Origin of the sequence: Acinetobacter uliginosus (assembly GCF_044130295.1) — a bacterium.
GTDB lineage: Bacteria > Pseudomonadota > Gammaproteobacteria > Pseudomonadales > Moraxellaceae > Acinetobacter.
On the sequence record NZ_JBIQOC010000014.1, the window covers coordinates 32,117 to 46,754 of the forward strand.

The following is a 14,638-nucleotide window of genomic DNA, read 5'->3' on the forward strand; positions in this document are numbered from 1 at the left end:
ATGGAAAAACATATTGATGTGTTGATTGTCGGTGCCGGTATTTCGGGTATTGGTCTAGCTGTTCATCTTTCGAAAAATTGCCCACAACGCCAGTTTGAAATTATTGAGCGTCGTGAAAGTTTTGGCGGAACTTGGGATTTATTCAAATATCCGGGAATCCGCTCCGATTCAGATATGTCGACCTTTGGTTTTAATTTTAAGCCGTGGCAAAAAGACAGCGTCTTGGCGGATGGTCCATCCATCAAAAATTATTTATCTGAAGTGATTGACGAGTATCAGCTTAAAAATAAAATCCATTTTCAGCATCGGGTTTTGGCGGCGAATTATAATTCGGCTACTAAAAAGTGGGTGGTTGAAATTGAAGATGCAGCTCAAAAAAAGCAAACCTGGGTGACCAATTTTGTTTTAGGTTGCACAGGTTATTATAATTACGATCAGGGGTTCCAACCTGAATTTCCAAATCAGTCTGCATTTAAAGGCGAGTTTATTCATCCGCAACATTGGCCTGAGCAGCTAGATTATTCTGGTAAAAAGGTCGTAATTATTGGTAGTGGAGCCACAGCGATTACCTTAGTGCCAGCCATGGCGAAAGGTGGTGCAGCGCATGTCACCATGCTGCAACGCTCCCCAACCTATATTGCCTCTGTGCCGTCAATTGATCTGGTCTATGACAAAATGCGTAAGATCTTACCGGAAGATCTGGCCTATAAATTAACGCGTGCACGTAATATTGGTATGCAACGCGGTATTTATGCTCTGGCACAGAAACAGCCGAAACTGCTGAAAACACTGTTGCTGAAGTCAGTGCAGTTTCAGCTTAAAGGTAAGGTGGATATGAAACACTTTACCCCGAACTATGAACCTTGGGATCAGCGTTTATGTGTGGTACCGGATGGTGATCTGTTTAAAATTCTGCGTGAAGGCCGTGCTTCAGTTGAAACGGATCAAATTGAAAAATTTACTGAAATGGGTATTCAGTTAAAGTCTGGTAAACATTTGGATGCGGAAATTATTGTTTCTGCAACAGGTTTGAATATTCAAATTTTAGGTGGGATTCAGGCCACGATTGATGGCAAGCCGATGAATACCTCTCAACATATGCTGTATCAGGGCATCATGGTCAGTGATGTGCCGAACATGGCGATGATTATTGGCTATATCAATGCATCCTGGACGCTGAAAGTCGATATTGCAGCAGATTATATCTGTCGTATGATCAATTATATGGACAAAAATGGCTATGATGAAGTGATCCCAAAAGGCGATGCGACCGAGTTGATGGAAGATACGGTGATGGGTAGTCTGACTTCAGGTTATATTGCCCGTGCTGCTGATGTGATGCCGAAGCAGGGCAAGCATGTACCTTGGAGTGTATCCAATAATTATCTGGCTGACCGTAAACAATTAAAGCATGCACGCTTTGATGATGGTGTGCTTAAATTTCATAAACGTGAGCAACAAGATAAGAAAAGTGCGACACCGCGTTTAGTCTCATAATTGAATTTCATTATTTTTTGAAGAGGGAGCAGTAATGCTCCCTCTTTTATACCTATTGAATTATGGGTTCAAGTTGTCAGCTTTTATTCTGCTGCAAGCTGCTACAGATAGAGCACCAAGCATTGAACCGGCATAGAAATAAATGTTGATTATAGCGAACGTGAAATCAATTCTTTCATGATTTCATTGGTACCAGCGTAAATGCGATTGGCACGGTTATCAATATAGGCGCGTGCAATCGGGTATTCCATCATGTAGCCATAACCGCCATGCAGCTGTAGGCATTCATCCACGACTTTAGAAAACATTTCGGAAATTTTGTACTTCGCAGCAGCAGCTGCATCAATACCCAATTTTTCTTCAAGCTGTAATTCCATACAACGGTCTAAATAAGCACGACAGAAATCAATTTCAGTGCGTAATTCTGCCAGTTTAAAGCGGGTATTTTGAAAAGCACTGATCGGCTTGCCGAAAGCTTGTCGCTGTTTGGTGTATTGCACGGTATGCGCGAATGCTACTTCGGCTCCCGCCTGACAAATGATGGCGACCAACATGCGCTCCCATGCCAGTTCTTTCATCAGCATTATAAATCCCATACCTTCCATACCGAGTAAATTTTCTTTGGGCACGCGGACATTATCAAAGAACAATTCACAGGTATCTTGTCCTTTCATGCCGATTTTATTTAAAGGTTTGCCTTTACTGAAACCGGCACGATCTGCCTCAACCATGATTAAGGACAGGTTGGCTGAACCTTTATCACTGCTGCCCGTTTTGCAGACCACAATCACCATGTCACACAGGTAACCATTGGTGATAAAAATTTTGGAACCATTGATGACATAATCACTGCTATCTAAAATAGCAGAGGTACGTACTGCTTGCAGGTTAGATCCAGTTCCGGGTTCGGTCATGGCAATTGCAGTCACTGTTTCACCCGAAGCCATTTTGGGGAGCCAATTTGACTTCTGCTTCTCATTGCCAAAATTGCAGATGTAATTGGCCACAATATCCGAATGTAGCGAAAAGCCTGTGGATGAATCCATGGTATAAGCCTGTTCTTCAATCAGGATCATACTGTAAAGACGGTCTACACCCGAACCTCCGTATTGTTCCGGCATGGTGGCACAAAGTAAGCCCAGTGCACCGGCCTTGTTCCACAAATCCCGGTCGACATGCTGTTGCTGTTCATATCTGGCAGTATTGGGAACCACTTCCTTTTCATAAAATTTGCGTACCGTTTCACGGAAAGCTTCATGTTCTGCATTAAACAAATGACGGGGCAGCATATTGGCTAAAGGTCGGATCGCAGCTGATTGCATTATTATTGTGTCCATCTAGAAATATGTTGTTTGATAAAAATTAAAAGATTGAGGCATAAGCGACAATGAGATGAATGCTCAAATGTACAGATAAAATGATGAATTTGGTCAATTCGGGCAAATGGCTCGAAATAGAGGGGATGGATAGGGTAAACTAGCAAAAAATTTCACACTGTTGGGGAGCTAGCTATGAGCGAAGAAATCAGCTTGGAAGAACGCAAAGTCATTTATCGTGCTCGTCGCGGTTTAAAAGAGATTGATGTTTATTTTGACCCTTATGTAAAAAATTATTATCTACAGGCAGATGCAGCAGAGAAAGAAACTTTTGCTGAGTTGGTCGCGCAAGAGGACCCAGATCTGTTAGATTGGTTTATGGAAGTGTCTGAACCGCCACGTCCGGAAATGAGAGCCTTGATTGCCAAGTTGAAACATTACGTTCATGGCTAACCGTTGTTTTCAGCTGAAACGCAGCCGTCTGGCATTTGTATTTCAGCTGACTGTTTTTACTTTACTCATTGTACTTTTGCAGCAGCTCTTGCCAGCATGGTTATGGTTGCTGTGTATTTTGTTGGGTGTGCTGACCTATGCCTATGGCTTGAAAGTCCCTCAACCGATCTGTCTGGAACATTTGCATGCACGTGAATGGTCACTGTCGCATTTAAAATCGCAACAGGTTAAACGTGTGTCGGTTAGTCATTTGATTGATCATCAGCTTTATATTGTGGTGTATTTCCAGCATTTTCAGGAGAAGCCACTCTTGATTTGGGTTGATCAATTGCCTTTTAAGCAATGGAAAGCACTGAAAAAACTGGCTAAATTAAGCTAATTGTTAGACAGTTGTATAAAATTTATTTTAATTAAATTATTTATAATCAAATATATAGTTATATTTTTTGTTCTTTGTAAGACAGTTGGATGAGAAAAATCACAAATGTTGCAATTGTCAGACAATTTTTCCAGTGAATTATTTCAGCTAAATGTAAATTAAAACTACCAACAGCAACTGAGGAAATCATCATGGTGATTCCAACTTGGATGTTTCTGGTGATAGCAATTGTTTTGGCGATTGTTATTGGACGACTAGGAACAGTGCTGAAGGATCGATTTGCACAACATGAAAGCCGTTAGGCTTTGACCCCTTGATAAGTAGCATGTGCCGAACCGTCGCAATGCTACTTTTTTTTGCCCAAAATTTTTAACTTGATGGAATACAGTCAATTTTCCGTACGTCATTTCGTGGCACAGTAGCAAACCAAATTAGAGTGAATACTCTTTTATTCAAATTTTGCATCTGCTATGTTTAGGTGCTATGGACATAAACACAATTATAGAGGACAGGAAAATGTCGCAAGTCCAAAAAATATGCCAGGGTATGGCAGTCATTATCGTTACAGGTTCTTTATTATCAGGTTGTTCTCAAGTGGTTAAATCAGGGGCAAACATTGCCCTGGGTTTTAGTGAGAAACATATTGTACCGCCTATCTTGGCCATGGATGATGCCGATATGGCGTGCAATTCAGGCAATGCCTTAACGCCTGCTATTATGTCCACCAAAGATATGGGTGCAGACCCAACCCGTATTGCGGTTCTTTTATATGCTTCATCAGGAATTTGTGCTGAAAATCAGGCATTGGAAGCAGAATTGCATTATTTACGCGCCTCTAAAGCGGGGCAAGTTTCAGAAGCACAAGATGCCCGTATCCAGCAAAAACGCTGGGCTGCCATTGCCGCACAGCGTCAGTATGCAGGCTACCAGCTATTAGAAAAGCGTTGGGCAACAAAATATAACAAGGCCCTAGGTGATGGGTGCCCAAGAATGAAAAGTGACCTCGATCAAACGGTATATTTAATGGGAATGATCAGTGGCTTACAGGCCATGACCAATGACATTAATTCTGGCGGTGCCGTCAATGTGCCGAAAGATATTGCTGCCGTTGTAGAACGTGGCATGGTGTGCCTGGATAATGCAAAATTCTGGGGTGCGCCAGAAGCTGCACGTGCAGTCATTTGGACCTTGTTGCCAGGTGCGGGAGATGGTAAGCCCGATCCTTATCAGACTTTAAAACAGTCGGTGCAACTGGGTGAACAAAAAGGTGTACGCTTGTCACATGCCCTGTATGCGGTCGCAGCTCAAGCCAGTGGCGATGATGCCAGGATTCGTGATGCACTGAAAGCATTTGCCACAGCCCGCTCTGAAGAAAAACCGGTTAATCCACAGTTCAGACTGGTAGACAGTATGGCGCAAAATATGGTGCAGGGGATTTCAGACCGTTACTGGACTGAACATACTGGCATCCGCTCCAGTGATGATGGTATGCAACGTTTCTGGGATGATCAGGATAGTTCTGCAGAACTGGATGATTTATTTACTGAAAATGAGACTGCTGCATCCTCTTAAATTGGACGGTATGAAAGAGAATATAAGACAAGATGGGTTGGAGTGATGTTTTATTTTTAATCCGTTATTTCTAAACTGGGGGGCATGCCAATGAAAAACCCGTTTCTGATGCAAAAGATTATTTTTATTGCATTTGTAATGTCTTTTTCGGCATGCCTTCAAGTTTTTGCAGACTCATTTATTTATTGGCAAGCTGATTTATTTAAAGAATTCTGGCGTTTATGGACTGCCCATTGGGTACATGTGGGATGGATTCATTATCTGCTCAATATGCTGGCTTTTGCCTGTTTACCTTTCATCTTTCCACGCGTCAAAATCTGGCATTTCGTTGCTTTACTTTTATTACTTCCGCCATTTATCAGTCTGTGTTTTTATTATTTTTTTCCGGATATAGAAGCTTATGCCGGCCTGTCTGGAGTCTTGCACGGGGCGTATGTCACCGTTGCCTGTGTACATCTGTTGTATAGAAAAGAGCGCAATTTTGCTGCCTTGGTGTTGTGCCTGATTCTGGGAAAATTGCTTTGGGAAAATACGGTAGGCAGTGTCGGTACAGCGGAACTGATTGGTAGTCCAGTCTTGGTTGAAGCACATTTATTGGGGGTGATTGGAGGAGTCGTCATCGCTTTGGCTTATGTTTTATGGGAATATTTTGTTGAATAGTGGCAAGATTGACATTTAAAACAGAAAAGAAAATACATATTGTCATTTTCATTGATATCGAGTTAATGCAAATTTGTTGATAAGAATAAATAGATTGAATAGAGAAAGGATGTTTTCTATTCAGAAAAGGAAAGTAGCATTGCTGAAGTTGTAGCAATGATTAAAAGAAAAAATAGGAATGCACATGCAAAATGATGAAAACAGCAGATCAGGACTAGGTCTGTTACGTTATATATGGACAGAGTGGATCTCGACTTTTGTCATTCTATTACTACTTTTACTCACACTCATCATCGGTACTGGTGAGATGATTCATGGTCAGCTATTACGTGTGGGTGAACGTTTGTATGGCAATGAAGACATTGGCATGCAATATTCTTTTTTACGTGCAGAACCTGCCAAGCCAAGCTGTGACTTACATCCGGATATTGATGCGCAAGTACAAAAACAAATGAAAGCCAATGCCAATGATGAGTTCGCCGATATTTTCGGGACTACATCGGAAGCAGATGTACGGGCTTCGGTTCTGGCAGGGCAGCAACAGTGCCAGGAAAAGTATCAGTTCTATGACAAAGCCATTCAATATATGGATGATCATCCAACGATAAGAACTTACCGTACCCTAGAAACCTCATTCTTTGGTATTTTTAAATTTGGTACTGAAAATCGTGTCATTATTTTATTGCTGATGGTTGTGGTTGCCGCAATCACTGCTTCAGTCAAGTTTCATCATATTGGCTTACGTGCTCCAACCACCAAGCTGGATTATCGTGTTTATGCCCTGTTTATGGCATTGGGTAATGGTCTGCTGACAGCATCGGTACTCAGCCAATACCATTCCATTATCAACTCAGGTGTGACTTCGACTTATGAAACACTGACGGTTTACTGGCTGTGGATTTTCCTATTTATTAGCTTAACTCTGATCAGTCTGTTACAACTCTTTAAACCTCCCGTGGCCAAACAGGAAGCTAAGGGCAATCTGGGGCTGGCTTTACTGAGTGTACCTTTATATGCCTACATGGCATTAGTGACCGGGATTGTTTTTACCTTTGTCATGGATTATCCAATGGGGCAAGGGATTTACCTCGGAATTCTGGTGGAATTCTCTGGCATTTTCTTAAACCTGGCACTGTTTATCTGGGCGGGTATGCTATTGACCCAAACTCGGGTGATGGATTTATTCCTCGGTATTTTACGTCCGTGGAATTTGGCCCCTGAAACCCTGACCTGGCTGATTTTGATTGCCGCTGCGATTCCAACGGCCTATACCGGTGCTTCCGGGATTTTTGTTGTGGCAGCAGGTGCGATCATTTATAAGGAAGTATGGAATTCGGGTTCACGCCGTCAATATGCCCTGGCTGTTTCCGCCATGTCTGGCTCGCTGGGGGTGGTGATTCGTCCCTGCTTGCTGGTGATTCTGATTTCCATGCTCGATAGCCGACATGTAACTTCAGATGAGCTGTTTGATCATGGTATTTATGTCTTCTGGTTGACCGCTTTGATTTTCCTGGGGGTATCACTTTATCTTGCGGAAACACGTTTCCGTGTGAACTCGCCTAAAGTGGCGGTACCGGGCATGTTAAAAGCCATTGTGCCGGTGATTCCTTATATCGTGATTACTGTTGTTGTCATTTTAATGTATACGATGGGTCTGGATACTCAAATGGATGAATTCACTGCTCCGGTGATTCTGCCGATAATCCTGATTGCTTACATTATGTTTGATAAATGGTGGGGTGACCGTTTTGTGACACCACCAGACCGTCATGCAGCTTTAACCCTGGAACATGAAAAACAGTCGACCTTTATGCGCGAACATACACCGCATGGGGGAGAAAAATCACGCGGCTTTGCCCATTCCATGTGGTTTGCTTCAGCAGAAACCGTTGGACATATTGGTGCACTGATTATCCTGATGGCTTTGTCTGCAAGTGTAGGCGGTCTGATTGAACGTAGTGAAGTGGTTGAATTATTGCCAACGCATCTTGGCAATATCTATATTTCACTGGCCTTTATTGCACTGTTGCTGGCAATTGTCGGTATGACGACAGATCCGTTTGGCGCGGTCATTCTGGTGGCTGCCACCATTGCACCGGTAGCTTATGAAAATGGTATTCATCCCATCCATTTCTGGATGATTGTACTGGTTGCATTTGAATTGGGCTATGTCTCTCCGCCTGTGGCGCTGAATCATCTGCTGACCCGAATGTCGGTAGGTGATGATGAGGTTCGTGCTGCCGATGCGGAAGCAAAGGTCAAATACACCAAGTTTTATTACCGTTATGAACGTTGGTTGCTACCGATTATGGTGCTGTTCCCGTCTTTACTGATTGTGACCTATGCGCCGTATATTTTTAAACTGTTCGGTTGGTATCATTAATTGATCATGCTAAAAAAAGCACCTTCGGGTGCTTTTTTTATGATTGGAAAAACTGGCTGAATGATTAGATTGAACGTTTTTTCACCAAGGGACTACACAGGATAATGGCAGTTAAAATGAGTCCGAAACCCATTAAACTATAATAATCCGGTATTTCTTGCCAGAATATAAAGCCCCAGATTCCGGCAAAAATAATGGCAATATAATTTACCGGGCCAATTTGTCCGGCAGGTGCTAGTTTATAGGCATTGGACATGAAAATCTGGCTGATATTGGCCAGCAGTCCCGCGCCAATTAAGAAACCTAGTTCAGTCCAGGTATAAGGACGCCATAGCCAGAACATCGGAATCATGGAAATGAGGGTGCCGATAAAACAGAAATAAAAAACGATTTTTTCTGGCGATTCGGTACTGGTAAGCGCACGAACCGTCACAAATGCCATGGCAGCCAGGAAGCTTGCCCCTAGTCCAATGATCGACATCTGGTTAAACATGCCGGCATCCGGCTTGGCGACAAAGATCACACCGATTAAACCAATCGCTGCAGCAAGAAACATGGCGTTGGTGATTTTTTCTTTCAGAAATAGCCAGGCAATCAGGGGAATAAAAATCGGGGAAGAATAGGTAAACACCATGGCATTGGACAGCTTTAAATGGGCAATCGCATAAAAGAAGCCATACATGGCGACCAGCCCGATCACGGCACGCCAGCTATGCATCCAGATTTTTTCGGTTTTAAAAAATCCAATTCCTTTACGGTAAATAAACGGCAGAAAAATAAACAAGCCGACAAAGTTGCGAAAAAATACAATAGTGGGATTATCTAGCGTGTGTGAGGCATAGCGAATACAGACGCCCATCAGAGAAAATAAAAAGGCAGAGCAGGTCAGTAAGGCAAGTGCTGTAAACAGGTTCCGATTGCTGGTCGGTAGGGACATGAAAGAAATCAGCTAAAACATGTGCTGATATTTTAGCTGAATATTCAACTATAAAATTATTGTTTTTGAGCCAATTGAGCTTCGAGTAATTTAATCTGTTCTTCTTTCAGGGCAATCAGCTCATCTGCATCGGCGTGTTGGGCTTTTAGCATGGTTTCCTGTTCATTTAACTGGCTTTGAATATCATCCAGTTTAGCCACTTCTTCTTTGGCGAGTGATTCATTTTCTGGAACAGCTTGTTTCAGAATTTTTTCATCCACCAGCTGAATGGTTTTCTGCTCGGCTTGAGCAAGCGGTTCAGCTGGTTTTGCAGGAGCCGTTAAACTAGCTCCTTCATGTTCAGGCAATGTTTCGTTTGAAGTTGCAAAAAACCATTGATAGGCTAAAAAAAGCGCAATGATTGCAACCAATCCCCCCATAATGCCCAATAAAAGTTTTGGGCTATTTCTTTGATCTAATGTCATATTGAACCTGTTTTTATTTAGGCTGACGTGGTTTGAACTGAATGACACCAATCTCATCCGGAAGTTCCGGCATTTGTGGTTCTTCGACATGTGTTGGCCGGTTTTCGCTATAGCCACAGTCAATACATTCAATCCATTCATCGTCGCCAGAAGTTAGCATGACAACCCGATCCAGTGCTTCACATTTTGGACATTTAGCACCTGCAATGAAACGACGTTTGATAGTCATCATCCTAACCTTCCGAACAATCTTAGACAGTTAGTTTAAGCGTTTTTAGAGGGCTTCGTCCAACCTTGATGACGTAATAATGCATCTATTTTTGGCTCGCGTCCGCGGAAATTGATAAACGCGTCAAGTGCTGTATCTTTTCCGCCAACTGCTAGAATAAATTGACGAAATTCTTTTCCGGTCTGCACATTAAAGATTCCTTCTTTTTCGAAACGGTCGAAGGCATCACTGGCCAAAACTTCGGCCCACTTATAAGAGTAATAACCCGCAGCATAGCCTCCGGCAAAAATATGGCTAAAGCTATGCTGGAAACGGTTATAACTGGCTGTCGGTGCGACCGCATATTTTTGGCGAATTTCGTCCAGCGTCGCTTGTACCTGTTCGGCATTTAAAGCAGAACTGTGTTTGTGAATCGACAGGTCAAACAGGGCAAATTCGATTTGACGCAAGGTTTGCATACCAGACTGGAAGAAACGGGCATCCAGCAAGGATTTAAGCAAATCTTCTGGCAAATGCTGCCGGGTTTCGATGTGTTCGCTGAGCAGGTCGAGGCTGTCAGTATCCCAGGTCCAGAACTCCATAAACTGGCTTGGTAGCTCGACTGCATCCCAATCTACGCCGTGTGTACCTGCCACGGCAATATGGTCGACTTCGGTCAATAGATGATGCAGCCCATGGCCAAATTCGTGGAACAGGGTATTCACTTCATCGTGAGTGAGCAGCGCAGGTTGATCGCCTACAGCAGGGGTGAAGTTGCAGACCATGTAGCAAATCGGTTTTTGCAGGCCTTGTCGGGTTTGCATGCGCGAGCGGAAACCACTCATCCAGGCACCACCGCGTTTGCCGCTACGTGCATACAGATCGAAATAAAAACCGCCGACTACCTTGCCTTGATCTTCCAGTTCAAAATAGCGCGCATCTGGATGCCAGACTGGTGCTTCACGTTCCACAATGTTAATGCCGTAAAGACGATTCACAATGCTAAACAGACCTTGCAAAATCTTGGGTGCAGGAAAATACGGTTTTAGTGATTCCTGCGATAAGTTGAATTGTTGCTGTTTCAGTTTTTCCGAATAATAACCGGTATCCCACGGCTGTAATTCGAGAATGCCATCCTGAATGGCGATGGTTTTTAATTCTGCAATTTCTTTACTTGCAGGGGTTCGTGCATGCTCAGCCAGATCAACCAGGAACTTGTCTACAGTTTCGACATCCGGCGCCATTTTGCTGGCCAGCGATAACTCGGCATAGTTGTTGAAACCTAATAACTGTGCCATTTCATGACGTAGACTCAGGATTTCTTCCATCACCTGGGTATTGTCAAATTCAGGATGCTCAGACAGGTCAGAAGCACGCGTGGTATAGGCTTTGTATAACTCTTCACGTAAGCCACGGTCATCGGCATAGGTCATGATGGCCAGATAAGCCGGAATATCTAAAGTTGCGACTGACTGATCCAGTTCACGTTGCTGACCATATTGTTTAAGTAAATCTACGCTGCTTTGTGGTAAGCCTTTGAGTTGTTCTTCAGTTAGAGGCTTGAAGTAGATTTGTGTGGCATCGAGGACATGGTTAGAAAAGTCAGATGACAGCTGTGACAAACGTGCAGAAATTTCTGCATAGCGTTTTTTCGCTTCACCTTCTAAAGCCACGCCTGACAGTTTGAAATCGCGCAGTGCCAGTTTAATGGCACTTTGATGGGCTGCAGGGAGGGTACTGAATATGGACGAGTCATGTACATGTTGATAGCTTTGATAGAGTACCGTGTGTTGACCCAGCTGTGTGTAGTATTCACTTAATGCTGGAAGCAGGGATTGATAAAGTTCACGCGTTTCTGTGTTATTCATCACGGCATTGAGATGTGACAGCACACCCCAAGCTTCGCTCATGTTGTTTTCCAACGTATCGACCTGCTCTAACACATTGAGCTGTGCCTGAGCGTTCTCCGGAACTGCAGTTAAATCTTTTAAAAAACTTTGTCCTTGTTGAATGGCTTGTTCAATCTGTTGTTTTAAATCAGCCAGTTGAATCTGGTCAAATTGTGGAACGGGCAAGGTCGCCTTTTCTAAAGTCATTTCTAATACGCCATATCATTTATAAAGTTAATAGTAGATGTAAGGCTTAGAGAAGGTTAAATCAAGGGCTATTATTTTTCAGTCGGTAAATACTTTCTAGATGAGACTCAATAAAAAGCCCTACTAAAGTAGGGCTTTTATCAGAAAATTAGTCTAGCTTAGTTTTCGCATTCGACTTTTTCTTTTTCGGTTTGGATTTTTTCTTCAGCTTGTCTTTGGCTTTTGCATCCGATTTGGCTGAAGATTTTTTATCTGACTTTTTAGCTGGTGCAGCAGATTTGGTTTTAGGCTTTTTCTTGCGAATCGGTTGTTCACCATCTTCACTGACCACGGCTTTCGCACGTGGGCTAAATACTTCTTCTGTTGTTGTCTTGGCCACACGTGGCGCGCGGCTACGAATAGCACGGCCGGCATGGGTTATTTGTTGCAACAGTTCAAAGTCAATTTTGCGATCGTCCAGATTTACCGCAGCCACCTTAATTTTGACTTCATCGCCCAGACTAAAGGTTTGACCACGTGCCTGACCGATTAAGCTTTGGCTTGGCTGGTCATAGACAAAATAGTCATCGCCCAGTTGGCTGACGTGGATCATGCCATCGACATAGAGATCTTTTAAGGTTACAAAGAGGCCAAATTCAGCTACGGCACTGATCACACCGACAAATTCTTCACCTAAATGCTGCTTCATATAATGACATTTCAACCAGGTGGTGACGGAACGGGAAGCTTCATCGGCACGGCGTTCGGTTTGCGAGAAATGTTCACCGGCATCATCCAGAGCTGCACCGGAAAGCAGGAACGGCTTTTGTTTTAAATGGGCTTTGATGGCACGGTGCAATAACAGGTCCGGGTAACGGCGGATCGGGGAGGTAAAGTGCGTATAGGCTTCATACGCCAAACCAAAATGCCCGGCATTATTTGCACCGTAATAGGCTTGCATCATCGAGCGTAACAGCACCGCATGAATGCTTGGCGCATCAATACGGTCTTTGGTGGCTTCAATCACCGCCTGATAATCTTTTTGCGTTGGTTGTTCCGGGAAAGGCAGGCCGAGCAATTTCACATATTCACGCACTTTCTGGATACGTGAAAATTCAGGTGGCTCATGCACACGGTATAACATCGGAATGTCATTTTCCAAGGCATATTCTGCGGCTGCGACGTTTGCCAATAACATACATTCTTCAATCAGCTTATGTGCTTCGTTACGTGTACGTGGCAGAATTTCATTAATGCCACCTAACTCATCAAAGGTCATGTAGGTTTCGACTGTTTCGAATTCCATGGCATGACGCTCTGCACGTAAACCTTTCAGGATCTGATACAGCTGGAACAAGGTATTCAGCGATTTGCGTACATCCCGATCTTCAGGAACAGCTTTGCTGTCGCCATCAAAATACTGTGCCACCTGAGTATAGGTGAGACGCGCTTTGGAATGCATGACTGATGGGTAGAATTCAAAACCAGTGACGCGACCGGCACGTGACAGTTTTAAATCACAAACCATACAGAGACGATCGACATGCGGATTCAGCGAGCACAGACCATTGGAGAGGGCTTCCGGCAACATCGGCAGCACAAAATGCGGGAAATAGACTGAAGTGCCACGTTCTTTGGCTTCGTCATCCAGCGGTTTGTCGTTGCGGACATAATGGCTTACGTCAGCGATGGCTACGACCACACGGTAGCCGCCACCTGGACGTTTTTCGGCATATACGGCATCGTCAAAGTCGCGGGCGTCTTCGCCGTCAATCGTCACCAGCGCTAAATCACGTAAATCGATTCGACCTTCACGGTCTTGTGCAGAAGGTTCCTTAAAGTGTTCGGCATCGCGAAGCACTTCTTCCGGGAATTCATAAGGCAAGCCAAATTCCAGAATGGTTTGCGGAATAATGATTTCGGTATCGGCCTTGTCTGCCATTGATTGCACGATATGACCGGTCGCAAGTTCTTCACGCGTTGGATAGTCATCAATCGCCACACGAACCGAATCACCCACTTTGACCTGGGCATGCTCAATCAGTTCTTTTTCCAGGGTAATTGGCTGATGGGCATTCGGATTGGCCGGCTGAATAAAGTATTCGCCATCGTGAATGGCCACTTTACCAATAATCTGTTTTACCCGATGTTGCACCACTTCGGTAATAAAGCCCCAAGGCTTGCCTTTGCGGTCGACCGAGGTTTGACGAACCTTGACGCGGTCGCCATTAAAGACCAGACGCAGCTCGCGTTCAGGCAGTAAAAGGTCTTCATGATCGGCAATCGAGGCACTGCCTAGACCTTTGGAATTGATATAGACCGTGGCTTCATGCGTCGGCTGGCTGGCGGCAAGCTGGAACTTATAGCCATCTTTCATCAACTGGCCATCGCGAACCATGGCGATCAGGCGATGACTGAGTGCATCAATACTTTTTTGATCTGCAATTTCAAAATGTTCTACTAAATCTGCATGAGATTGTGGTGCTTGTAATTTTTCAATCGTTTCAGAAATCAGAATACGGCTAGGAATAGGATTTTCATAGCGTTCAGCTTCAGCTTTAGCTTCAGGATCGACCCAATTTTTCATAATGTCTTTGGCTTCATGTCAGAAGATAGGATTAGCATAAGTCATGCTGCAACAGACTGCACGTAAATGATTGCAATAATGTGTTTTTCAGTTCAAATTTTGGGGTG

The 14,638-nt window shown here is 43.8% G+C and carries 12 protein-coding genes; 6 read left to right on the plus strand and 6 right to left on the minus strand.

Going from position 1 to position 14,638, the window contains the following annotated elements; all coding sequences use genetic code 11:
• Nucleotides 1-1,497 carry a flavin-containing monooxygenase gene (locus ACE01T_RS04530; protein WP_395518818.1) on the plus strand — a complete coding sequence of 499 codons (1,497 nt, stop codon included), beginning with the start codon at nt 1-3 and terminating at the stop codon, nt 1,495-1,497.
• 149 nt (nt 1,498-1,646) lie between these two features.
• Here the strand turns inward: ACE01T_RS04530 and ACE01T_RS04535 are convergent, their stop codons facing one another.
• Nucleotides 1,647-2,819, minus strand: a complete 1,173-nt coding sequence (locus ACE01T_RS04535) for an acyl-CoA dehydrogenase family protein (protein WP_395518819.1) — start codon at nt 2,817-2,819, stop codon at nt 1,647-1,649.
• 189 nt (nt 2,820-3,008) lie between these two features.
• Between ACE01T_RS04535 and ACE01T_RS04540 the strand changes: the two genes are divergently transcribed.
• From ACE01T_RS04540 to ACE01T_RS04560, 5 genes are all read left to right on the plus strand, one after another.
• Complete coding sequence (locus tag ACE01T_RS04540) at nt 3,009-3,266, plus strand: FAD assembly factor SdhE (protein WP_086195757.1); 258 nt, start codon at nt 3,009-3,011, stop codon at nt 3,264-3,266.
• The gene (locus tag ACE01T_RS04545; protein ID WP_200223226.1) at nt 3,259-3,645 is read left to right on the plus strand and encodes a hypothetical protein; all 387 of its coding nucleotides are present in this window, start codon (nt 3,259-3,261) and stop codon (nt 3,643-3,645) included. The genes ACE01T_RS04540 and ACE01T_RS04545 overlap by 8 nt, the downstream gene beginning before the upstream one ends.
• 516 nt (nt 3,646-4,161) lie before the next feature.
• The gene (locus ACE01T_RS04550) at nt 4,162-5,217 is read left to right on the plus strand and encodes a hypothetical protein (RefSeq protein ID WP_395518820.1); all 1,056 of its coding nucleotides are present in this window, start codon (nt 4,162-4,164) and stop codon (nt 5,215-5,217) included.
• Nucleotides 5,218-5,307: 90 nt separating this feature from the next.
• Nucleotides 5,308-5,877, plus strand: a complete 570-nt coding sequence (gene rrtA, locus ACE01T_RS04555) for a rhombosortase (RefSeq protein WP_086195754.1) — start codon at nt 5,308-5,310, stop codon at nt 5,875-5,877.
• A 184-nt stretch (nt 5,878-6,061) separates the two neighbouring features.
• Complete coding sequence (locus tag ACE01T_RS04560; RefSeq protein ID WP_200223224.1) at nt 6,062-8,260, plus strand: TRAP transporter large permease subunit; 2,199 nt, start codon at nt 6,062-6,064, stop codon at nt 8,258-8,260.
• Between the two features lie 64 nt (nt 8,261-8,324).
• Here the strand turns inward: ACE01T_RS04560 and ACE01T_RS04565 are convergent, their stop codons facing one another.
• The 5 genes from ACE01T_RS04565 to rnr form a co-directional block, all read right to left on the minus strand.
• Nucleotides 8,325-9,197: a DMT family transporter gene (locus tag ACE01T_RS04565; protein ID WP_200223223.1), complete on the minus strand. Its 873-nt coding sequence runs from the start codon at nt 9,195-9,197 to the stop codon at nt 8,325-8,327.
• 56 nt (nt 9,198-9,253) lie between these two features.
• The gene (locus ACE01T_RS04570; protein ID WP_180042089.1) at nt 9,254-9,661 is read right to left on the minus strand and encodes a hypothetical protein; all 408 of its coding nucleotides are present in this window, start codon (nt 9,659-9,661) and stop codon (nt 9,254-9,256) included.
• 13 nt (nt 9,662-9,674) lie between these two features.
• On the minus strand, nt 9,675-9,884 hold the full coding sequence (locus tag ACE01T_RS04575; RefSeq protein WP_171263178.1) for a YheV family putative zinc ribbon protein: 210 nt from the start codon (nt 9,882-9,884) through the stop codon (nt 9,675-9,677).
• A gap of 41 nt (nt 9,885-9,925) precedes the next feature.
• A complete protein-coding gene (locus tag ACE01T_RS04580; protein ID WP_200223222.1) occupies nt 9,926-11,965 on the minus strand; it encodes a M3 family metallopeptidase in 2,040 nt (679 codons plus the stop codon).
• Nucleotides 11,966-12,113: 148 nt separating this feature from the next.
• A complete protein-coding gene (rnr, locus tag ACE01T_RS04585; protein WP_200224880.1) occupies nt 12,114-14,534 on the minus strand; it encodes a ribonuclease R in 2,421 nt (806 codons plus the stop codon).
• Nucleotides 14,535-14,638 lie beyond the last annotated feature (104 nt).